Below are 20773 nucleotides of genomic sequence, written 5' to 3'. Positions count from 1 at the left end.
ATATTGCGTATTACTTACCCACTGCTTATTTTTGCCCGCTATATTATTATCGAATTTTGCAACTATTCTCTACTCACCAGGCAACTACTCACCAATCATGACCATCCTACAAATAGAAACAGCAACAACATCGTGTTCGGTAGCCATTGCGCGTAATGGCGCGGTGTTGGATTTTAAAGAGATAGACCAGCGTAATATACACGCCGAAGTAATAACCGTTTACATAGGCGAGCTTTTAGCTGAACTGAATTTGGCTTATGCCGATATTGATGCCGTTGCTGTGAGCTGCGGGCCTGGTTCATACACGGGCTTACGTATAGGTGTATCTACCGCAAAAGGCCTGTGCTATGCGCTGGAGAAGCCACTGATAGCTGTTGATACCTTAGCCGCTATGGCAGCCGGTGTTGAGCAGGATGACGCGGCAATGCTGTTATGCCCCATGATAGATGCCCGCCGCATGGAGGTGTTTACCGCGGTATTTGATGCCGGAGGCAATGCTATAAAGCCAACCGCCGCCGAAATTATTGATGAAAATAGCTTTGCCGATATTTTGACGGATAATAGAATATTGTTTTTTGGCGATGGTGCCGCCAAATGCCGCCAGGCGCTGGGGCATAATGCCAATGCATATTTCTTAGATGGCTTTGCCAACTCGGCAAGGCACCTTACGGCAATTGCCGCCGCTAAATTTGAGCAACAAGATATTGTAGATGTTGCTTACTTTGAACCCTATTATTTGAAAGATTTTATTGTTGGCACTAAGAAGGCTTAATAGTCTTCGTCGCGGCCGAATATGCGGCGCCATATGCGCGATATAAAACCACGCTTTTGTTCGGTTGGTACGTAGCTTGCATTCAGCGGATGCTCTATAAGTGGCCCAAACTTAAATGCTACCCCCAAAAACAAGTCCGCGCTCGTATACGAGGGGTTTTTATTTATCTGGCTTTGGTTCCTGAGCGATGCCATGGCAAGCCTTGTGGTAGGTATTATTCTTTCGCTACCTACAAAAAACTCTGCATTAGGCGTTTTTATCATAAACTGCCCGCCCACGCTGAGTAATTTATAGTTATTATAGGCCGTTGTAAGGCTAAGCGTGTAATTGCCTTTGGTAATAGGGTTTACCAGGGCTGCCGTAAAACCATCAAAAAATACTTCTTTAGATAGCACCAGTGTTGGCGAGTAACGGAATTGGTTACCGTAATCGAGCCAGAAGGTTTTGTTGGCACTTGCCTCAAACCTCGAGTTGGTAGGCGTTATAAAACCACCGCGGGTTTCGTTGGTTTTAGCTACATTTTTGGCAGCATCGTATATGTTATTTTCGCGGCGTCCCGTAGAAAACTGCGGGATGGTATCCATCGATGCGAAATTGTAATTGTACGAACGGTTGCTCCAGTGTATAAAACCAAGGTCTTTTAAGTTAAATTGCAGGTTAAAAGCATCGCGGGTTTTAAATGATACACCTAAGCCTATTGCCGCACCCGGGTTGCGGAAGGTTGGCAGGTAATCGTGCGTGGTAAAGCTGCCGGGTATATAATTCATTTTGTAGCGCCCCGTCATAGTAAGGAAGGCCTGGTCGTTAAGCCTGTCAATATCTAAAGCCGATGTAGCGATGTCTATTTTTTGGTAACGTATACCCATCAGTGCGCTAAGTTTAAAGCCAACTGCAAGTTGTCGGTTTATTTTTTCGCGGTAGGTAAAGCTAACCTGGTGGTAGGCCTGATAGATAGCACTGTTGTTAAAAATATTTTGGTAGTGGTCGTTCTCAAAAGCGGTTGGGCCATTAAACAGAGCGATAGATTCGTCTGAAAATAATCCGCGTAGCTCCGTTTTAACTTGTGCCGATATCCCCATCTCGGTGTTGCCATCCAGATTACTGAATATTTTGAACATGATGGCGTAGTAATTGGCATTAAAGTTTACACGGTTAAACTTGTTCTCGCCAAACTTTAGGTTATCCATAGTGTAATAACCCAAAAATGCTCTCGATTTTAATGGTACCTGCGAGTTGCCTGTTAAAAACGAGTTTACAGAAAAGTTTGGTAAGAAAAAGTTGAAGGCGTATTTACGGCTCGAGTCGGGCGTGAAAGAAGCCCTCGAAGGGTTTTCAAACGAGTCGTAAAGGGTACCGGTATTGTACTGCGAATATTGTTGGCCAAAACAGTGGATGGTAAATAGTATCAGTGAAAAAACCAGTAAAATTCTCTTCATAAAATCTCGCCGTATCTATGCTGGCCGTTTGCCGCCCTTAAATATATAACTCCAATTTGATTTAGCTGTAAACTACTCCAAATTATACTGCCTTTTAACGGAAAAAGTGTTTTTTAGTTGCGCTTAAGGTACATTTTTAACCGTTGAAGAAAGGTTAGTGCTATCGGCAGCATTGCGCAGCATGCAAAAGTTGGTGTAAAAATTATTGTCGGTAGCAGTAAGCTGGTACGAAGCACCGTAGAAGTTTTCGGGCGAAAGCTCGTTGCTTTTGTAAGCTTCCCAAACGTTCTCTTTCAGATCGTTTTGCAATATCATCCGCGAGTTGCGGAAGTTGATAAAAAAGGTAACGTTGCTGCGCTCGCCGGTAAGGTTATCAAAATGGCTGTATTGCTCGGTTTTGTTAATGAATTTTCGGTTCAGGTAACTATCGGCAAAGCTATCCAGCTCTTTCACGCTGTTGGCCAACACCAGGTAGTTATCCATAATGCGGAAATAGGGGCGCCTAAAGGAGTTGAAGGCATCGCCCAATAAAAAGTAGGGTAGCTTGTTGTAGTTAAATTGGCCCATATCATCATTCACCATGGTGCTGATGTTCACCATAGCGGGGCGTAATTTGGCTCCATCTTTTATTGTAATAATGGCAAAGCGTTCGCGGTAGCGGGTGGTTACTACAGCAAATTCGTTACTAAGGGCTTGTTTTAGTTCGCTGCGCAGGTCTATCCCTGTTTCTTTTTTTACGCGTGCAAATGCAGTGTCTCTTTCTGTTTTAAGCCCTGCCTTTTCATGAAAGGTAATCAGGTCGGACAGGAACTTTGCCGGGTCTGATACGGCCATGCTCATGGAGTACGATGTGGTAGATGGGAATATCTCCTTCAGGTTGTTTTCTACCGGGGCTTGCGTGGCAAAAAGGTTTAAATAGCTGGCGGGCTTATCGCGCCTGATGTTGGTGTAACCATTAAACATCAGAGCATCGGTTTTATAATTCAAGTTCAGCCCGGCAGTTGCAGGGAGCAGACGAAAGCTTTTGAACAAGTCGTGGTTTTTAGTGCGGAATAGTTTATCGAACAGGGGCGTTAACTCCTCGTAATTAATATACAGGTTGGCCAGCGAGTTTAAGTTCTGCTGATCGGGCAGGGGCTTAAAGGTGTCGTTCTCTTTATCGTTCTTGTATAGCGCCGCTTTTACCACCAGGTCTTTAGAAAAACTTGCCGAAAAGATGTTCTCATCGGTATTTACCAGGTAAAAGCGTTTTTTAAGCGCAGTGAAATATACCGTGAAGCCTTTCTTCTCGTCGATAGTGAAGGATGTGATGAGCATCCCGGTTTGCTTTTGCTTGGCAAGGTCATCAAAGGTATTAACGTCGAAATCCTTTGCGGCGGCGGCAGTAAGCAGCAAGCCCGGGCCACCAATTGCCGATGGGTGCAGCGAGATGAAAATGTTGCTCGCATCAAAAAAGCGCTGTAAGGCCGGGTTACTAAATAAAACCTTGCGCACGGTATCTAACTGGCTTAATTGTTTTTCGCCAATAAGGCTGCCCAGTAGGGTGTTATCGGTAAATATTTCGTAAAAGCCTTTATCGTTACTAAACTCAAAAACGGCCACTGCACTATCGGGTATGGTGCGCATAATATTACCAGCATGCACGCCGGATGTGGTTAAGCTTTTAAAATACTTAACCGTTATAAACCCTAAGGCTGCAACCAATACCAGTGTAAATAGAATGAGTTTTTTCATTAAGCTTTGCGGCCGCAATTTAGAATTTTACTGTACCACAATAAAGTAATACTTTCATTTGGTTAACTTAGCCTTTTATATCTGCATGAACAAACAAATTATAGTAACGGCCGCGCTGTTGGGCGCTGTTGCCGTTGTTGCCGGCGCTTTTGGCGCGCATGCCCTTAAGGCCGTTCTTGACGCCCGCCAACTCGAAGTATGGCATACCGCTGTACAATACCAGTTTTACCATGTTTTTGGTTTGCTGTTCCTTTCTACTTTTTCGCGTTTTAAAAACGGAATGGTTACCGCCACTTATTACCTGTTTACCATTGGTATTGTGTTTTTCTCGGGCTCGCTTTACCTGTTGGCCTGCCGCGATCTGCTTAAAATGCCGGGGCTTGCTGCTATTGGCCCTGTAACGCCCCTTGGTGGTTTGCTGTTTATAATTGGCTGGGTAACACTTGCCCTGGCCGCCCTGCGTAACAAATAACCTGTAATGTTAGAGTTTGCCGAAGTACAACCGCATAACCGTAAAACGTTTTTTGTTGAGGTGATATTGCCTTTGGCCATTAGCCGCAACTATACCTACCGCGTGCCTTTTGATATGAATGGTACCGTAGCTGTGGGTAAACGCGCCGTTGTGCAGTTTGGCAAAAGCAAACTGTATACGGCTGTTATTGCAAGCATAAGCGAACAGGCACCCGAGAAGTACGAGGCCAAATACATCATCGAGATTTTGGATGATGCGCCCGTTGTTACCCAAAAGCAGCTAAAGTTTTGGCATTGGATAGCCGATTATTACATGTGCAACGAGGGGGAGGTGATGAACGCCGCCCTGCCCTCGGCCCTTAAGCTGGCCAGCGAAACCAAAGTGATGCTTAACCGCGAGTTCGAGTTTGATAAAACCCAACTGAACGATAAGGAATACCTGATAACGGAGGCGCTGGACATTCAACCCGAGCTCACCATCAGCGATATTGTAAAACTGCTCGGCCAAAAAACGGTGATGCCGATTTTGAAATCGCTGTTCGAGAAAAACATCGTCACCATATCCGAAGAGGTGAGCGAACGGTATAAACCCCGCCGCAAAACTTACATCACCCTTAACCCCGTTTATCAAAACTCCGATAACCGCCGCGAGCTTTTTGAGATACTGGAAAAGCGCGCGCCCAAACAGGCCGATGCCTTGCTGTCATACATGAAATTATCGCGCCAGCAAAAAGCAGTGCTCAAATCTGACTTGATAGAAGATAGTGGTGCAGGTGATAGCAGCATTAAATCACTAATAGAAAAGGAAGTTTTTTTTGCTGAGCATAAAACCGTAAGCAGGTTAAGTTACGATGAGGGCGACGAGTTGCTGAGTAATTTTACCCTAAGCGAATCGCAGGAAACGGCACTGGCCGCAGTACAGCAACATTTCGAGCAAAAGGATGTGGTGTTGCTGCATGGCGTAACCGCATCCGGCAAAACGCAGGTATACATCAGGCTGATAGAGGAGATGATGGCCGCCGGCCGGCAGGTACTCTACCTGTTGCCCGAGATAGCCCTCACTACACACATTATAGAACGCCTGCGCATTTACTTTGGCAGTTCGATTGGTGTTTACCACTCCAAATTTAATGATAATGAAAGGGTAGAAGTTTGGCAAAAGGTACTGCGCAACGAGTACAAAGTTGTACTGGGTGCGCGCTCATCGGTGTTTTTACCCTTCGACGACCTTGGGCTAATTATTGTAGACGAAGAACACGAAACATCCTACAAGCAATACGACCCTGCCCCGCGCTACAACGCACGCGATGCGGCCATTTACCTGGCCAATATGCACGGCGGAAAAGTGCTGCTGGGTTCGGCTACGCCGGCTTTTGAAACTTATTATAATGCCCGCCTGCACAAATACGGTTTGGTAGAAATGACCGAACGCTACGGCGGCGTGCAACTGCCAGTGATAGAGGTAGTAAGCATATCAAAAGAATTGAAGCAAAAGACCATGCAGTCGCACTTTACGGGTGTGCTGATGGAAGATATGCGGGTGGCGCTGGAGCAGAAGGAGCAGGTGATACTCTTCCAGAACCGCCGCGGCTATGCACCGGTGCTGATGTGTAAGGTTTGCGCCTTCACGCCCAAATGCATTAATTGCGATGTAAGCCTTACCTACCATAAACACAGCGGTAAATTGCATTGCCATTATTGTGGGTATAAAGAGGATACGCCTACGGTTTGCCCCGCTTGCGGCGCTACGCATTTAGAATATAAAGGCTTCGGTACCGAGAAGGTGGAAGACGAGCTATCGGTGCTTATGCCCGATGTACGGCTGGCACGTATGGATTTGGATACCACTCGTTCGCGCAATTCGCTCCAAAACATTCTGAACGACCTTGAAGAAAAGAAGATAGATATACTGGTAGGCACCCAAATGGTGGCCAAGGGATTGGATTTTGCCGATGTAACCGTAATTGGTATTATTAATGCCGACAGCCTGCTAAAATACCCTGATTACCGCGCCAACGAACGTAGTTTCCAGATGCTGGCACAGGTGAGCGGCAGGGCAGGCCGCCGAGGCAAACAAGGCAAGGTAGTTATCCAAACTTACGACCCCAACCATCGCGTAATAAAACAGGTGATAGAAAACGACTACCTCGACCTGTACCTTACCGAAATGGAGGAGCGCAAAAGCTTTAAGTACCCGCCATTTTACCGCATCATCAGCATCGATATTAAGCACAAGACCCCCGAAATACTCTACAACCAAGCCGAGTACCTCGCCGCCGAACTCCGCAAACACTTCGGCGAACGCGTAATAGGCCCCGAACCACCCTTAGTGAACAGGATACGCAACTACTACATTAAAACTATTATGCTGAAGTTTGAGAAGGATGGGGTATCGGTAGTTAAGGCGAAGGCATTGATACGTGATACCATCACACAGTTTCAGACTACCCAACTAAGCAAAGGAAGCATTGTGCAGCCGGATGTGGATCCCTATTAACACGATTTTAACAGGATGACAGGATTGAGGGATTAACAGGACTCTTTTTTGATTCTTTAAGATTTATTAGATAGATTTTGCTAATGGAGAAGTTTGCAGATATAAATGAGTTGACCCATAAAATAATAGGGTGTGCAATGCAAGTACACAGCGTTATAGGGTGCGGATTTCAGGAAGCTATTTATCAGAAGTCGTTGGCTATTGAACTCGCATATAACGGCCTGGCGTTTGAGATGGAGAAGGAAATGCATATTTACTATAGAAGCGAATATGTAGGTACACGTAGGGTTGATTTGTTTGTAGAAGGTTTGGTAATGTTAGAACTAAAAGCGTTACCAAAAATTGAAGACATTCATAAAAATCAGGCTATAAACTATTTAGAGATCTACAATATAGCAGATGGCTTGCTTATAAACTTCGGCGGAACTTCTTTGGACTTTAAACGTTTATATAACAAAAAACTCACAGGCTCTACAGACCACCCATATAAAAAGTAGTGAATCTATCGAGTTTGCTATTTCTGTTAGTAAATTATACTCCTGTAAATCAAAAACCTTAGCGTAAATCAAATCCTGTTCATCCTATCTTCCTAAAAATCCTGTTAAAATCGTATTATCTTAGCTGCTTGTTATGGCATATAAGTTTATAGATAATTACAAGGAACAGGGAGCACGAAAACGTCTTGTTGAGGTACTAAAAAAGAAAGGTATTGAAGACGAAAATGTACTTGCTGCGATAGCAAAAGTTCCCAGGCACTTCTTTTTCGACGAAACTTTTTGGAACCAGGCCTATAAAGATATTGCCTTTCCGATAGGTGCCGGGCAAACCATTTCGCAGCCCTATACGGTTGCATATCAAACCGAACTGCTGCACATCAAAAAAGGCGATAAGGTGCTGGAAATAGGCACGGGCTGTGGTTATCAAACCTGTGTATTGATGGAGGTTGGCGCTAAAGTTTTCACTATAGAAAGGCAGGAAAGCTTATATGAGCGCACTATAAAAGTACTGCCCCATATGGGTTATAAACCCAAATTCTTTTTGGGCGATGGCTCGGTTGGCATAGCAAGCGATGCGCCTTACGATAAGATAATCGTTACCGCCGGCGCGCCCACCGTGCCAGACCTGCTTCTGCGTCAACTCAAAATAGGTGGTATACTGGTTATCCCCGTTGGCGACGAAAAATCGCAAAAGATGGTTACCGTACTAAAAACCGCCGAGAACGACTACGAGCGCCATGTGTTAGATACCTTCAGGTTTGTTCCGCTGGTGGGGGATAGGGCCTGGTAAACGCTTATGCTTCTTCCTTAAAATATACTTTGTAGTAGTTCATGGACTTGTCGTCGTCAAAGCCTTTCTCTATCAGCTTGTTGTCGCCATGAATATAGATGTGGAAGTTCTTATCCAGCTTTAACACGCTTTTGTAAACACGAGCCTGCTTTTTAACGGCATTGTCGGATATTTCGAAACTATCACCAATTGGGTAGCCAAATTCTTCTTCGTACTGGTTCTTGAAGTTTTTAAATGATGTAATGGCTTCCGGGTTGCTGATCACCTCCTCCGCAAACTCATCCAGATCGAAAGTCTCTTTCTCTTTAAAATACTTCATCGAGCGGTTGAGAAGGTCTATCTTGTCGGCTTTGCTCATCTCAAACTCATCGTCAAGCTTTTGGGTAACGAAGTTTTTGTAGATACCCATGGTGTTATTGGTGCGGTTGAAGCTATCGTTACGCACCTTTAGCTGCAAAAACTCGTCTTTCCAGTAAACGGCTGCATCCTGCCCGCCTGTAGTTTTGTCTAACACCACCACTTTATAGCCATTCTCTTTTTCGATATTGAAGATGAGAACGCCCTTATCCAGCTTATTAATGTTGATAGCTTCCTGCTCATAATCTACCACAAAACCGCCTTTATCGGGGTACACCTTTAGGTAGGTTTCTTTATTTTCCGATTTAAAAATGCCTATCGCATCAAGTGGGTTGCCCTCTATTTGCACGCGGTTAAAGTAGGCCACGTACAATTCGCCGCCTTTGATGTTGGGGTGGGTACTTACTTTATACAAGTGTTTGGCTATTTGTTCCGATGCTTCGTGAAATTTGCTCTCATCCTCAAAAGCCATGGTAGCAAAGTGGTGCACTTCGTTCAGTGCCAGGTCGTCGCTGCTGTGCATCAGGTGATAAACCTCGTTAGATTTCTCGAAGGGTTTTAAAAAATACTGCATCAAAAGGCCCGGAATAACGTCGTCTTTTAACTCCAACGGCGCCTCCGAAAGGGCGTATAACTCGTCTTGTGACTGATTACCCACATGATGTACCGAAATTTTATCTAACGAAGCTTCAAAAAATGTTACCATAGCAGGGGCGAAGGTAAATATTTGTCATTGAGTCATTGGGTCATTGAGTCATTATTTTTGCGTAGGCTTGCACAATTATGACTTAGGAACATTAATGCGAAATAGCGACTTTTGCAACGGCGCATTGGAAATGACCCAATGACCCAATGACCCAACTATGAACACCACCGAAGATACCATCGTAGCCCTTGCCACCCCCAGCGGAATTGGGGCCATTGGCGTTATCCGCCTTTCGGGCCCCGACGCCATAACCATTGCCCAAAAAGTTTGGAAGGGGAAAGACCTTACCAAACAGCCCTCGCACACGCTGCATTTTGGCCGCGTTATGGATGGCGATATGGAACTGGATGAAGTGGTGGCATCGCTATTTGTGGCACCGCGCTCATACACGCGCGAAAACGTGGTGGAAATATCCTGCCATGGCAGTAATTATATCATTGAAGCCATTATTAAGCTCTTTATTAAAAACGGTGCACGCGCGGCCAAAGCAGGGGAGTTCACGCTCCGCGCATTCCTGAACGGCCAGCTCGACCTGTCGCAAGCCGAGGCTGTTGCCGACCTGATAGCCTCTAACTCTAAAGCATCGCAGCAAATAGCCCTGCAGCAACTGCGCGGCGGTTTCAGTAACCAGCTAAGCCACCTGCGCGAGCAACTGGTGCAATTTGCCTCGCTGATAGAACTCGAACTTGATTTTGCCGAAGAAGACGTAGAGTTTGCCAACCGCGATCAGCTTAAAAAACTGATACAAGAGATAACCAAAGTGATTGGCAGTTTGATACAATCGTTCGAATTGGGTAACGCGATCAAGAACGGTGTGAACACCGTTATCGCCGGTCGCCCCAACGCCGGTAAATCTACCCTGCTGAATGCCCTGCTGAACGAAGAACGGGCTATTGTAAGCCACATCCCAGGCACCACGCGCGATACCATTGAAGAGGTACTCAACATTAAAGGCATCAACTTCCGCCTGGTAGACACCGCCGGCATCCGCGAGGCCACCGACACCATTGAACAGATAGGCGTGCAACGCACCATGGAGAAGATTAGCCAAAGCGCCCTGCTGCTCTACGTCTTCGACGCTGCCCAAATAACCCCTGAAGAACTCGCTGCCGATCTGCAAAGCCTGCAAACGCCCGGCGTTGCCATGCTGGTAGTAGCCAATAAAATTGATCTGCTGAGTCGGAAAGACGGAAAGTCTGGAAGTCCGCAAGACGAATCCGGCATCAATGAGCTTCTTTCCGACTTCCGGACTTCCGGACTTTCGGACTTCATCGGCATTTCCGCCAAAGAAAAACAACACATCGACGAGTTGAAGCAGCAGATATACGCTGCCGCCATAAAAGAAAACCTCAGCGGCCATGAAACCCTGGTAACCAACATCCGCCACCTCGAAGCCCTCCAAAAAACCGAAGAGTCACTGGTGCGTGTACTGGATGGCATTGATGGCGTGACTTCGGATTTCCTTTCAATGGATATTAAACAGGCGTTGCATTACTTAGGCGAAATTACCGGCGCGGTTACAACGGATGATCTGCTGGAGAATATATTTAGTAAGTTTTGTATCGGGAAGTAAGAGTTAACATAACTTAACACATTTTTATTCTTTTAAATAAGTAAATAATTGATAATTAACTACTTGCTGGTTAAAGGGAGTGTTTTTGTGTTAACCATTGAAATTTAACTACTTTTTTATTTAAGTTGTTGATATATAGTATTTTATGACATATTTTATTTGCTAATATTTTCAGTAAATAAAAGAGCGGTATATTAATTGTGTTGGGGGACTGGCGGAAGTGTGTAGCGGTGCGCGGCGGGTCTGCACAATTTTGGCGAAATCACCGGCGCAGCGACCATCGATGATTCGTTGGAGAATATTTTTACTAAGTTTTGTATTGGAGAGTTGGTAAGTATTTAATAGCGAGTTCATTGCGTTATCTATGTCCTTTTGTAGAGCGCCTCTGATCTTAAATAATTAGGTAACCCGTTTTTTTAAGGCGAAATATATCCAGCTTTCCAGTAACTTGGTATCTTAAATATTTATGACAGCAGAGCAACTTAAACAACTGGAAGACAGCCTTTGGCAAGCAGCCGATAAACTACGTGTTGACAGCGGATTGAAGGCAAGTGAGTACGCGACACCCATTTTGGGTTTAATTTTTCTTCGCTTTGCCTCAATTAAGTACAACAAGGTAAAACCTGCTATTGAGCAGGAAATGATAGAGCAACAAAATAGCCGCAGACAAAGAGAAAAGCCTGAGATAGCTATTGAAAAGTGTGGTTTTTATTTACCACCTGAGGCCGAGTACGATTATTTACTTAACCTACCCGAGAAAGAAGATATAGCCAAAGCCATTAAAACGGCAATGGAGAAAATTGAGCTATATAAACCTGAGTTAAAGGACAGTTTACCTAAAGATGAGTACTTTAAGCTGGTTAACGACAAGGATAAAACCCTGCCTAAAACTTTGCTAAAGTATTTTAAGGATATACCAGAAGATGCAAAAGGTGATGTGTTTGGTAAGGTGTATGAGTATTTCTTAGCTGAATTTGCATTAGCCGAAGGGCAAGGCGGCGGAGAATTCTTTACGCCTGTCAGTGTTGTAAAACTGATGGTGGACATCATAGAACCTTATCGCGGGCGAATACTTGACCCTGCCTGCGGTAGCGGCGGCATGTTTGTGCAAAGTTCTTATTTTGTAGACCGGCGACGTGAAGAACTGCACGATACAGATAGCAAAGATTTAGTGGTTTACGGTGTTGAGCGTACGCCGGAAACGGTTAAGCTTGCCCGGATGAACCTTGCGGTAAACGGTTTGCGTGGTGTAATTAGCCCTGCTAATAGTTATTACGACGATCCGCACGATAGTTTTGAAAACTTTGATTTTGTGATGGCTAATCCGCCTTTTAACGTGAACGATGTAAATCTGAACCGTGTAAAAGATCAGCGGCGTTTTAACACTTATGGCATTCCACAAAACAAAACCAAGAGCAGCAGTAAGCAAAAGGAAAAAGAGGTTGACACAGTACCTAATGCAAATTACTTATGGATCAGCTTATTTGCTTCTTCATTAAAACCACAAGGTAGGGCTGCATTGGTAATGGCTAACAGCGCGAGCGACGCGCGTAATAGTGAGGCTGACATACGGCGAAAGCTGATAGAAGACGGTGTGATTGACTGTATGCTCACATTGCCTAAAAATATGTTTTATACCGTAACATTACCTGCAACGCTTTGGTTCTTCGATAAATCTAAGCAAGGTACCGAGCCAAAAGTGTTGTTTATTGATGCGCGCAACATATTCAGGCAGGTTACCAGAGCACTAAGGGAATTTACCGAAGAACACGTACAAAACATTGCTACAATTGTAAGGCTGCATCGTGGTGAAACCGAGCGGCTAACGGAGTTACTGGATAAATACCAAAAGCAGGTTGATCACTTTACGAAAGAAGCTGATGAATTAGCACCAATAGTAGCAACTGCTGTAGAACTACATGAAGAAGCTAAACAAGTGTGGGATGACTTACAGGAACAGATAACTGCAGGTAAAGGTGACGCTAAACGATTGAAAGCTGATTTAGGTAAAGCAGGCACTACACTCACCAAAGCCCAAAGAGACAAAGAAGAAAATGAGAAGGCATATAAAACCTTAGCTGACAAAGCCACATATTATCAAAGCCATATCAATTGGTTAAACGAGCGATTTCCGAATGGTGTATACGAAGATGTAATTGGCTTATGTAAATCTGCGATTTTAAAGGATATTGAGGAACAGGATTATAGCTTAAACCCTGGGCGTTATGTTGGTGTTGTAATTGAGGAAGATGGTTTGACTGATGAAGAGTTTATGGCCGAAATGCGAGAAAGGCATAATTCATTAGACAGCTTGAACGAAAAGGCAAAAGAGTTGGAATTACTTATCACTGAAAACTTCATTAACCTACAGTTATGAATTGGAAGCCATCAACATTTGATAAAGCAGTAGAGAGTAACCCAAAAGTCTTTGTAAAAAAAGGCGAATTTGTAGAAAACTGCGAAATGGAAGATATTGAGCCGACGTATCGATTCCTATATCCAAGAGAAGGTAAAATCTATAATGGAAGTAATTCGAAATTTCAAAACGGCGATACCGTATTTGCCAGAATAACACCTTGCTTAGAAAATGGCAAAATTGCCCAGATAAAAAATCTTAAGAACAATAAAGGTATAGGGTCAACCGAATTCTTAGTATTCAGAGGGAGGAATGGAGTTTCTGATAGCGATTTTGTTTACTATTTATGTAAAAGTGATTTTATAAGAGATACGGCAGTAAACAGCATGTCGGGTGCTTCAGGAAGGCAAAGAGCAGATCTTAAAGCAATAAAAAATATAAAACTGCTATTACCATCTTTGATAGAACAACGGCAAATTGCGGCTGTCTTATCAAGTTATGATGACTTGATCGAAGTAAACAATAAACGAATGAAACTCTTAGAAGAAACCGCAAGAGAACTTTATAAGGAGTGGTTTGTAAGGATGCGATTCCCGGGATATAAATCAACAAGGTATGAAAGTCTCTTGCCAGAGGCGTGGTGTGTTGGCTCATGTTATTCTTTCGCGGATGTAAAAGGTGGAGGTACACCCGTTACAACGAACCCTGCCTATTGGACTGGAGAAATTAGTTTTTTCACTCCGACTGATCATTGTGATAGCTTCTACATCATGGAAACAGAAAAAAAAATCACTGAGAAAGGGCTAAAAGAATCAAGCACAAAATTGTTTCCAAAGAACTCAACTTTTATTACTGCACGAGGTACGGTGGGTAACATTTGTTTAGCAGGTGAAGAAATGGCAATGAATCAGTCATGTTTTGGTATTATTTCACACCGGCCGGACGACCGTTTTTTTACATTTCTCTTTACAGATTCTATGGTAACTTATTTAAAGCAGGTTGCCAATGGTGCAACCTTTGATGCCATTACTTTAAATACATTTAAAAACTATAAGGCTACAATTCCTAATAAGGAATTAAGAAGTCATTTTCATTCCTTCGTATCTCCTATGTTCAATCAAATTGAAATTCTGATTCAACAAAACAGTGAACTACGCAAAATCCGCGACCGCCTTTTACCCCGCTTAATAAGCGGTAAATTAAAAGTTAAAATAGCTGAAGAAACACCATGCCTGTAATATTGCATAAGTTTAGAGATCATGGAGTTAATGCCAATACCGAAACCCTGATGTTGGGTACTTTTAATCCCGATATCCCTACAGGTCCGGATTTTTTTTATGGCCGGCTGCGCAACTTCTTGTGGCATTTGCTGCCGCAATGCTTTGGGTTACCTTCGCTTAAGAACGAATCACTGGCAAGCAAACAACAATTTATGGCAATTTATAAAATAGATTTTGCCGATATCATCCATAGCCTTGATGTTCCCGAAGGCACAGAAGGGAATGTAGATGACGATTTTATTGATGGGCATGTAAGCGAATGGAAAGACATCATCGGGCTAATAGACAGCCTTCCTAATCTGAAAGCTATTTATTTTACCCGGAAAACATTTAATGGCATACCCAATATGCGTACACAGGTTACTTTAATAGCAAATCACTGTTATCAGAGAAGCATTCGGTTTTGTAAACTCGAGACACCAGCCCGATTTTATAACGAGACAAAACAACAACAATGGATTGATACCATTGTTGCTCAAACCACTTGCTTACGACCATAACTAACCCAACATTAAGCAACCTAAACCAATGGCAAAAACTTACATCACCAATTTCATTTCTGAAGATCAGATAGAGAAAGCCATTATTGATGTATTTGTCAAGCAACTTGGGTATAGGCACCTAAATTGTTTCCTGGAGGATATAACGGGCCGATCAATGGAAACAGAGGTTGTTATAGAGCCTTTATTGAAGCAACGGCTCGAGAAGTTAAACCAACACGCACCTGCACATGCTATTGATTTTGCTGTTGAGCAGTTAACCAAAACACGAGCTGATCTCAGTCCCTTTCAGGCAAGTCAGGAACTTTACTATCTGATGCGGGACGGTGTTCGCTTAAATGTTAAAAATGATCAGGGCCGCGAAGAGCCCATAACTATTAAAGTGATAGACCTGGTTGATGAAACGCAGAATGATTATCTGATAGTTTCGCAGCTTTGGCTGCAAGGACAATACATAAGGCGCAGGCCAGACCTCATACTTTTCGTTAACGGCCTTCCACTCATATTCATTGAGCTAAAAAATAGCACTGTCTCGGTTCGTAACGCTTATGATGATAATTTGACCAACTACCGTAAGGATATCCCCTTGTTGTTCAACTACAATGCGCTTTGCATTTTAAGCAACGGACTGGAAACGAAGGTTGGTAGTGCGACATCAGGCTATGGGCACTTCTTTAATTGGCTACGGGTCGAGGATGAAAATGCCACGCCGGATAGAGAGAGAATCGAACGTTACGGTGTCAGCCTTGATTATGCCGTCTTAGGTTTATGCCATAAAAAGCGATTGCTGGACTACTTTGAAAACTTTTTGATTTACTATAAAGAAAGCTATAAAGTTGCCGCTAAAAACCACCAGTTTTTAGGTGTAAACAATGCTACCGATAACTTTGCTACTCGTTTAAAACACGACCAAAACAATACCGACTTAGAAAACAAGGGCAAGCTTGGTGTTTTCTGGCACACGCAAGGCAGCGGCAAAAGTTTTAGTATGATTTTCTTTACCCGCAAGATATTCAGGAAGTTTACGGGTAATTACACCTTTCTGATAATAACAGATCGTGAGGATTTGGATGGCCAGATCTACAAGAACTTTTTAGATGCGGGAGCGATAAAAAAAACGGACAAATGCCGCCCCAAAAACAGCGAGGAATTAAGAGAGTTATTGCAAACCAACCGCCGTTATATCTTCACACTTATCCAAAAATTCAGGTATGTGAAGGGTAAGGCTTATCCCATTTTAAGCACCCGTAATGATATTATAGTTATAGTTGACGAAGCCCACCGAACGCAATATAAAGACCTTGCCGAGAACATGCGTACAGGTTTGCCAAATGCTCAATACATAGCGTTTACAGGTACACCTTTGCTGGGTAGTAAAACACTTACTAACAACTGGTTTGGTGAGACAGTCTCTGAATATAACTTCAAACAAAGTGTAGATGATGGCTCAACAGTTCCGTTGTTTTACCATAAGAGAGTGCCTGAAGTACTTCTACAGAACGACGATCTGGACGAGGACTTAGCAGAAATTGTCAGCGATGAGAACTTAACAGATGCGGAACAGCAACGCCTTGAAAAAGAATTTGGGCAGGAGCTGTCTATACTTAAAAGCGACGACAGGTTAGAAACAATAGCTAAAGATATTGTATACCACTTCCCGCGTCGTGGCTATTTAGGCAAAGGGATGGTGATTACTTTGGATAAATTTACGGCAGTAAAGATGTACGACAAAGTTAAACGGTTGTGGGAGGAGGAAAAACGATCTTTACATGCTCAAATTAGATCGTCAGAAACTACGCAGAAAGAAAAGGATACTTTAAGGCAAATGCTTGACTGGATGAGAAAAGCAGACATGGCTGTTATTGTAAGTGAAGAGGCTGGCGAAGAAGAAAAGTTTGAGAAGAACGGCTTAGACATTACAACACACCGTAAGCGCATGAATGCGGTTGATGACAATGGTTTTGATTTGGAATGGAACTTCAAACAGCCCGAAAGCTCGCTGCAACTTGTATTTGTATGCAGCATGTGGCTTACCGGTTTTGACGCGCCAACTGTTTCTACCTTGTACATTGATAAGCCAATGAAAGACCATACCCTGATGCAAACAATTGCCAGGGCTAACCGCGTTACAGACTATCTGATAAACGATAAGCCTAAAAATAACGGGCTAATTGTTGACTACTATAATGTATTTAAAAACCTAAAAAAAGCGTTTGCCTCCTATGGAGGTGGCTTTAATGGCGACAAACCGGAAGAGGATGCACCGGTGCAAGAGAAAGACCAATTGTATGTATTGCTACAGGATGCTATTGATCAGTGTTCTCAGTTTTGTTTAAGTATTGGAGTAAACTTAAACGAAATTGTTAATGCTAATCAAGTATTTGGTCAGTTAGCTAAGTTTGATGAATACGCAGATATTATTGTAGCCCTTGATGATCGTAAAAAGCAATTTGTTGTTTACAATAATACCATCGAAGCTTTGTATGATGCTTGTCGTCCCGAGATATTAGGCAAGAGAAAGGACTTTCCATTGGTTGCTGTGATAACTTATCTACGTCTCGTAATAGATGGGAAAGCCGAACGCAGCAATTTAGATAATTCAAAAAGAAGGATTAGCCAGTTGCTTGACGAAAGTATAGTTGCGAATGAAGAATTCAAAAACGATAAAAATTTAGTAGCTGAGCCTAAAGCTTCCTACGGCTTAAAAACCGGGAAACAGATCGATCTAAGTAAGCTGGACATTGCAAAACTTAAAGAACAGTATAACGATGCCGTGTATAAACATATAGAAATTGCTGATCTTCGTGAGTTTATCTCTAAAAAACTGGAAGTAATGATGTCAATGAATATAACACGAATAGGATTTGCGCAAAAACTCCAGCAAATTATTGATAGATACAATTCAGGAGGTGCTTTAACAGAAGACTACTTTAACGATTTGATGGACTTTGTTGGACAGCTTAAAGCAGAAGAATTAAGGGCGGCTAAAGAAGGTTTATCAGAAAGTGAGCTTGAAATTTTCGATCTCTTAAAAAAAGATAATTTAACCAAGGATGAAGAGCAAAAGGTTAAACTTGCAGCTAAGAACCTTTTAACAAGGCTATATGATGAAAAGCCAACAGTACTCTTGCATGATTGGCACAAAGATTACCAAACACAACTCCAGGTAAAGTCTGTAATACAAGATATATTGGATAAAAACCTACCTGATAGTTATGATAAGATGGTTTATGATATCAAATGTAAAAACGTTTTTGATCATCTGTTTGTGCAGGCTGCAAATAGCGGAAGAGCCGTTGCATAACGTTAATTAGATTTTTATATCGGTAAATAAACCACGCCATCGCTTCAACCATCAAACTTTCTAATCAGATGATCGAAGCAATAGCATGATGGGTATTCCCATCCCCCCTCACTGCGCCCTCTTCCTCTCTTCCTCACTCGAAGTAACCCTGCTTCGCGATGCTGCTATGTTTTTCCCCAACCTGTAAGTAAAGCTTAAAGCCACCGTACGGCTTTCTACATGGTGGAAGAAACTGCTTCGCTGATCCTGGAAGTTGATGCTGGCTCTGTTTACGTTGGTGTTGAATATGTCGTTTACCGCAAGGCGAATGGTGGCGGCATTGTTTAGTATATTGGTTTTTATACCTGCGTCTACCTGTGCGTTATGCCCGTTGCGGTAAATGCCTTGTATGCCGGGGGCGTAGTATGCACCGTTTATTTCGGCTTTTAGGCTGCGTTTCGAATTGATGGTGAATGCCTGGTTAAGGTTGCCCGCGAATGAATACATGTGGTAATCAAAGCGCCCGTTGAGGTAGGCGGATGCTTCGCGCTGCCTGTACACATCGGCTGTTGTATTAATATCCCACCACGCTGTTGGGTGTAAAGCTGCAGTAAGCCTTACGCCTGCAATGGCGCTTAAACCAAGGTTGGCGTGTGTGCCGTAGTATATTTTGTTTTGGTTATCCTGTATATTAATGTTGGTAAACACATCGCTTGTGGAGGTATAATAAGCTGTGGCGCTGTATTGCTGTTTGTAGGTGTAGCTCAGTTCCACATTGTGCACAAAAGCAGGCTGCAGCGAGGGATTGCCCACGTAGATGTTGTAGGGCGATAAAAAGCGCTTGGCCGGGTTGAGGCGGTTATATTCCGGGCGTTCTATGCGGTAGGCGTAATTAAGTTGTAGCTCATTGTCGTCATTCAACTTATATTGCGCGTATACGGTGGGGAATAGCTTCAGGTAGTTGCGCTGGTTCAGTGAGTCGAGTGTTTCAGAATAACCTTTTGCGCGTGTATACTCGGCACGCAGCCCGCCCTGTAGCGTCCACTTGCCTAATGTTCCAGATAGGCTGGTGTAGGCGGCGGCAGTGTTTTCCCGGTAAGTAAATATGTTGCTGTTGGCGGGTATAAGCGTAAGCACGTCCCCGGCGCGGTCGTAATAGCTGAAGTTATTGCGGCTTTTGGTGCTGCTGTATTTAATTCCAGAGGTAACATCCCAACTTTTGCCGGCTTTGAAATTATAGTCGGCCTTGCCCGAGTAGATGTCTATCTGCTGTGTGCTGGGTGTGTAGATGTGGAACGTATTGGGCGATTGGCTGCCATCAGCATAAAACGACTGGTTATCGGTATATGCGTTAGAGCTTGTGCGGTACGGCGAATAGTCCATGTCGATATTCAGCCCGCGTCGGCCGCTGTCTAATTTCAGGTTGTAATTGAGGTTGTAGGTATACTGGCTACCGCTGCCGGGCGAAAATAGATCGGTCTTTAGGGTCGAATCCAATACGTTTTGGTTATTGGTGATACGGGTTGAGGCGTTGCCTTGGGTAGTTCCGCGGCGCTCGTTGCCGGTTACCAGTACGCCCAGTACCTGGTTGTTCGCCAGTTGGTAGTCGGCACCCAGCCTGTAGTTATGGGTATTGGACTTATAGGTGTTGCGGCTCGGGTTACTCCAAAGCGAGTTGCCGAAATCGATATCGGTATTATGATCCTGGTAGGTATGCCTGTGGTTATAGCTATAGGCGCCGTATACGTTCCATTTATTATTACGGTAATTAAAGGTTGCCCCACCGTTGTAACCGGTGTAAATGCCTTGCAATACTCCGCTGTTCAATGTTAAATTGAAGCCTTCCTTTTTACCTTTTTTGGTGACGATATTGATCACAGAAGCTCCCTCCGCCTCGAAACGTGCGGGCGGGTTAGAGAAAACCTCTATCTGCGATACCTGGTCTGATGGCAAGCCCTGCAAATAGGCGGATAAGTCCTCGCCCGAAAGCTGCAGCGGTTTACCGTCCATGTATATTTTAACGCCTTTGCGGTTGGCGGTAACTTCGTTGCTCGAGTTTACCTGCACGCCGGGGGCTTTGGTCAAGGCTTCCCAGGCGCTTCCGCCCGAGGCAAGTATGCTGTTTTCTACATTAAAGCTTACGCGGTCTATTTTCCGCTCTATTAAGGGGCGGCGGTACGATATGGTTACCTCGCTTAGCTGTTTGCTGTTAGGCTGCATTACTATCGTAATGCTGTCTTTAGGAAGCGCTACTTCTATCTGGGCTGGTTGGTAACCCACCAAGGTGGCTTTTACAATATAAGTACCGCTACCGTTATAACTAAGCGTAAAATTACCAAGGTCGGCAAATGCCGATGAAACTTGCTTTTGTTCTTTAATAAGGGTAATGGTGGCCGCATCCAGCGGGTGGCCTGCCGCATCGGTTACTTTCCCGGTAACTTTTAATTGGGCACAAACAAGCCCGGGCAGAAATATGAGGATAAAAAGAATGATATTTTTCATGCAGCAAACCTACCGCAAG

14 protein-coding genes are annotated in these 20773 nt (G+C 43.8%); 10 read left to right on the top strand and 4 right to left on the bottom strand.

What is annotated here, in order from left to right; genetic code table 11:
• Positions 1 to 97 precede the first annotated feature (97 nt).
• On the top strand, positions 98 to 772 hold the full coding sequence (tsaB, locus tag BC343_RS13750) for a tRNA (adenosine(37)-N6)-threonylcarbamoyltransferase complex dimerization subunit type 1 TsaB (RefSeq protein ID WP_078348368.1): 675 nt from the start codon (positions 98 to 100) through the stop codon (positions 770 to 772).
• Here the strand turns inward: tsaB and BC343_RS13745 are convergent.
• The gene (locus BC343_RS13745; RefSeq protein ID WP_078348367.1) at positions 769 to 2208 is read right to left on the bottom strand and encodes a DUF5723 family protein; all 1440 of its coding nucleotides are present in this window, start codon (positions 2206 to 2208) and stop codon (positions 769 to 771) included. The two genes, tsaB and BC343_RS13745, sit on opposite strands and share 4 nt — an antisense overlap.
• Positions 2209 to 2331: 123 nt before the next feature.
• Positions 2332 to 3942 carry a hypothetical protein gene (locus BC343_RS13740; RefSeq protein WP_078348366.1) on the bottom strand — a complete coding sequence of 537 codons (1611 nt, stop codon included), beginning with the start codon at positions 3940 to 3942 and terminating at the stop codon, positions 2332 to 2334.
• Positions 3943 to 4027: 85 nt separating this feature from the next.
• Between BC343_RS13740 and BC343_RS13735 the strand changes: the two genes are divergently transcribed.
• From BC343_RS13735 to BC343_RS13720, 4 genes are all read left to right on the top strand, one after another.
• The gene (locus BC343_RS13735; protein WP_078348365.1) at positions 4028 to 4414 is read left to right on the top strand and encodes a DUF423 domain-containing protein; all 387 of its coding nucleotides are present in this window, start codon (positions 4028 to 4030) and stop codon (positions 4412 to 4414) included.
• Positions 4415 to 4420: 6 nt separating this feature from the next.
• Entirely contained in the window at positions 4421 to 6910 is a 2490-nt protein-coding gene (gene priA, locus BC343_RS13730) for a replication restart helicase PriA (protein WP_078348364.1), read from the top strand.
• An 83-nt stretch (positions 6911 to 6993) separates the two neighbouring features.
• Positions 6994 to 7407 carry a GxxExxY protein gene (locus tag BC343_RS13725; RefSeq protein WP_078348363.1) on the top strand — a complete coding sequence of 138 codons (414 nt, stop codon included), beginning with the start codon at positions 6994 to 6996 and terminating at the stop codon, positions 7405 to 7407.
• Between the two features lie 133 nt (positions 7408 to 7540).
• The gene (locus tag BC343_RS13720) at positions 7541 to 8197 is read left to right on the top strand and encodes a protein-L-isoaspartate(D-aspartate) O-methyltransferase (RefSeq protein WP_078348362.1); all 657 of its coding nucleotides are present in this window, start codon (positions 7541 to 7543) and stop codon (positions 8195 to 8197) included.
• Between the two features lie 4 nt (positions 8198 to 8201).
• On the opposite strand, the gene BC343_RS13715 is transcribed toward BC343_RS13720, so the two are convergent.
• A complete protein-coding gene (locus BC343_RS13715) occupies positions 8202 to 9260 on the bottom strand; it encodes a nucleoid-associated protein (protein WP_078348361.1) in 1059 nt (352 codons plus the stop codon).
• 157 nt (positions 9261 to 9417) lie between these two features.
• Between BC343_RS13715 and mnmE the strand changes: the two genes are divergently transcribed.
• The 5 genes from mnmE to BC343_RS13690 all read left to right on the top strand — a co-directional run bounded on the left by mnmE (position 9418) and on the right by BC343_RS13690 (position 18273).
• Positions 9418 to 10833: a tRNA uridine-5-carboxymethylaminomethyl(34) synthesis GTPase MnmE gene (mnmE, locus tag BC343_RS13710; protein ID WP_078348360.1), complete on the top strand. Its 1416-nt coding sequence runs from the start codon at positions 9418 to 9420 to the stop codon at positions 10831 to 10833.
• Positions 10834 to 11299: 466 nt separating this feature from the next.
• Positions 11300 to 13210 carry a type I restriction-modification system subunit M gene (locus BC343_RS13705; protein WP_078348359.1) on the top strand — a complete coding sequence of 637 codons (1911 nt, stop codon included), beginning with the start codon at positions 11300 to 11302 and terminating at the stop codon, positions 13208 to 13210.
• Entirely contained in the window at positions 13207 to 14427 is a 1221-nt protein-coding gene (locus BC343_RS13700; RefSeq protein WP_078348358.1) for a restriction endonuclease subunit S, read from the top strand. The genes BC343_RS13705 and BC343_RS13700 overlap by 4 nt, the downstream gene beginning before the upstream one ends.
• Positions 14418 to 14969 (top strand): uracil-DNA glycosylase family protein, encoded by a 552-nt coding sequence (locus tag BC343_RS13695; protein WP_078348357.1) that lies wholly within the window; start codon positions 14418 to 14420, stop codon positions 14967 to 14969. The genes BC343_RS13700 and BC343_RS13695 overlap by 10 nt, the downstream gene beginning before the upstream one ends.
• Positions 14970 to 14997: 28 nt before the next feature.
• Positions 14998 to 18273, top strand: a complete 3276-nt coding sequence (locus tag BC343_RS13690; RefSeq protein WP_202909788.1) for a type I restriction endonuclease subunit R — start codon at positions 14998 to 15000, stop codon at positions 18271 to 18273.
• Between the two features lie 108 nt (positions 18274 to 18381).
• Here the strand turns inward: BC343_RS13690 and BC343_RS13685 are convergent, their stop codons facing one another.
• Positions 18382 to 20754: a TonB-dependent receptor domain-containing protein gene (locus BC343_RS13685; protein WP_078348356.1), complete on the bottom strand. Its 2373-nt coding sequence runs from the start codon at positions 20752 to 20754 to the stop codon at positions 18382 to 18384.
• Between the last annotated feature and the right edge of the window lie 19 nt (positions 20755 to 20773).

The organism is Mucilaginibacter pedocola (assembly GCF_002013915.1).
Taxonomy (GTDB): Bacteria; Bacteroidota; Bacteroidia; order Sphingobacteriales; family Sphingobacteriaceae; genus Mucilaginibacter; species Mucilaginibacter pedocola.
Note: the sequence above shows the minus strand (reverse complement) of the source record. Positions and strands in the feature narration are given on the sequence as shown.

Excerpts from the sequence above, each read along its gene's own strand:
- BC343_RS13725 (WP_078348363.1), top strand. The coding sequence starts at position 6,994 with ATGGAGAAGTTTGCAGATATAAATGAGTTGACCCATAAAATAATAGGG.
- BC343_RS13690 (WP_202909788.1), top strand. The coding sequence starts at position 14,998 with ATGGCAAAAACTTACATCACCAATTTCATTTCTGAAGATCAGATAGAG.
- tsaB (WP_078348368.1), top strand. The coding sequence starts at position 98 with ATGACCATCCTACAAATAGAAACAGCAACAACATCGTGTTCGGTAGCC.
- BC343_RS13715 (WP_078348361.1), bottom strand. The coding sequence starts at position 9,260 with ATGGTAACATTTTTTGAAGCTTCGTTAGATAAAATTTCGGTACATCAT.
- BC343_RS13685 (WP_078348356.1), bottom strand. The coding sequence starts at position 20,754 with ATGAAAAATATCATTCTTTTTATCCTCATATTTCTGCCCGGGCTTGTT.
- BC343_RS13695 (WP_078348357.1), top strand. The coding sequence starts at position 14,418 with ATGCCTGTAATATTGCATAAGTTTAGAGATCATGGAGTTAATGCCAAT.
- mnmE (WP_078348360.1), top strand. The coding sequence starts at position 9,418 with ATGAACACCACCGAAGATACCATCGTAGCCCTTGCCACCCCCAGCGGA.
- BC343_RS13745 (WP_078348367.1), bottom strand. The coding sequence starts at position 2,208 with ATGAAGAGAATTTTACTGGTTTTTTCACTGATACTATTTACCATCCAC.
- BC343_RS13720 (WP_078348362.1), top strand. The coding sequence starts at position 7,541 with ATGGCATATAAGTTTATAGATAATTACAAGGAACAGGGAGCACGAAAA.
- BC343_RS13700 (WP_078348358.1), top strand. The coding sequence starts at position 13,207 with ATGAATTGGAAGCCATCAACATTTGATAAAGCAGTAGAGAGTAACCCA.
- BC343_RS13740 (WP_078348366.1), bottom strand. The coding sequence starts at position 3,942 with ATGAAAAAACTCATTCTATTTACACTGGTATTGGTTGCAGCCTTAGGG.
- priA (WP_078348364.1), top strand. The coding sequence starts at position 4,421 with ATGTTAGAGTTTGCCGAAGTACAACCGCATAACCGTAAAACGTTTTTT.
- BC343_RS13735 (WP_078348365.1), top strand. The coding sequence starts at position 4,028 with ATGAACAAACAAATTATAGTAACGGCCGCGCTGTTGGGCGCTGTTGCC.
- BC343_RS13705 (WP_078348359.1), top strand. The coding sequence starts at position 11,300 with ATGACAGCAGAGCAACTTAAACAACTGGAAGACAGCCTTTGGCAAGCA.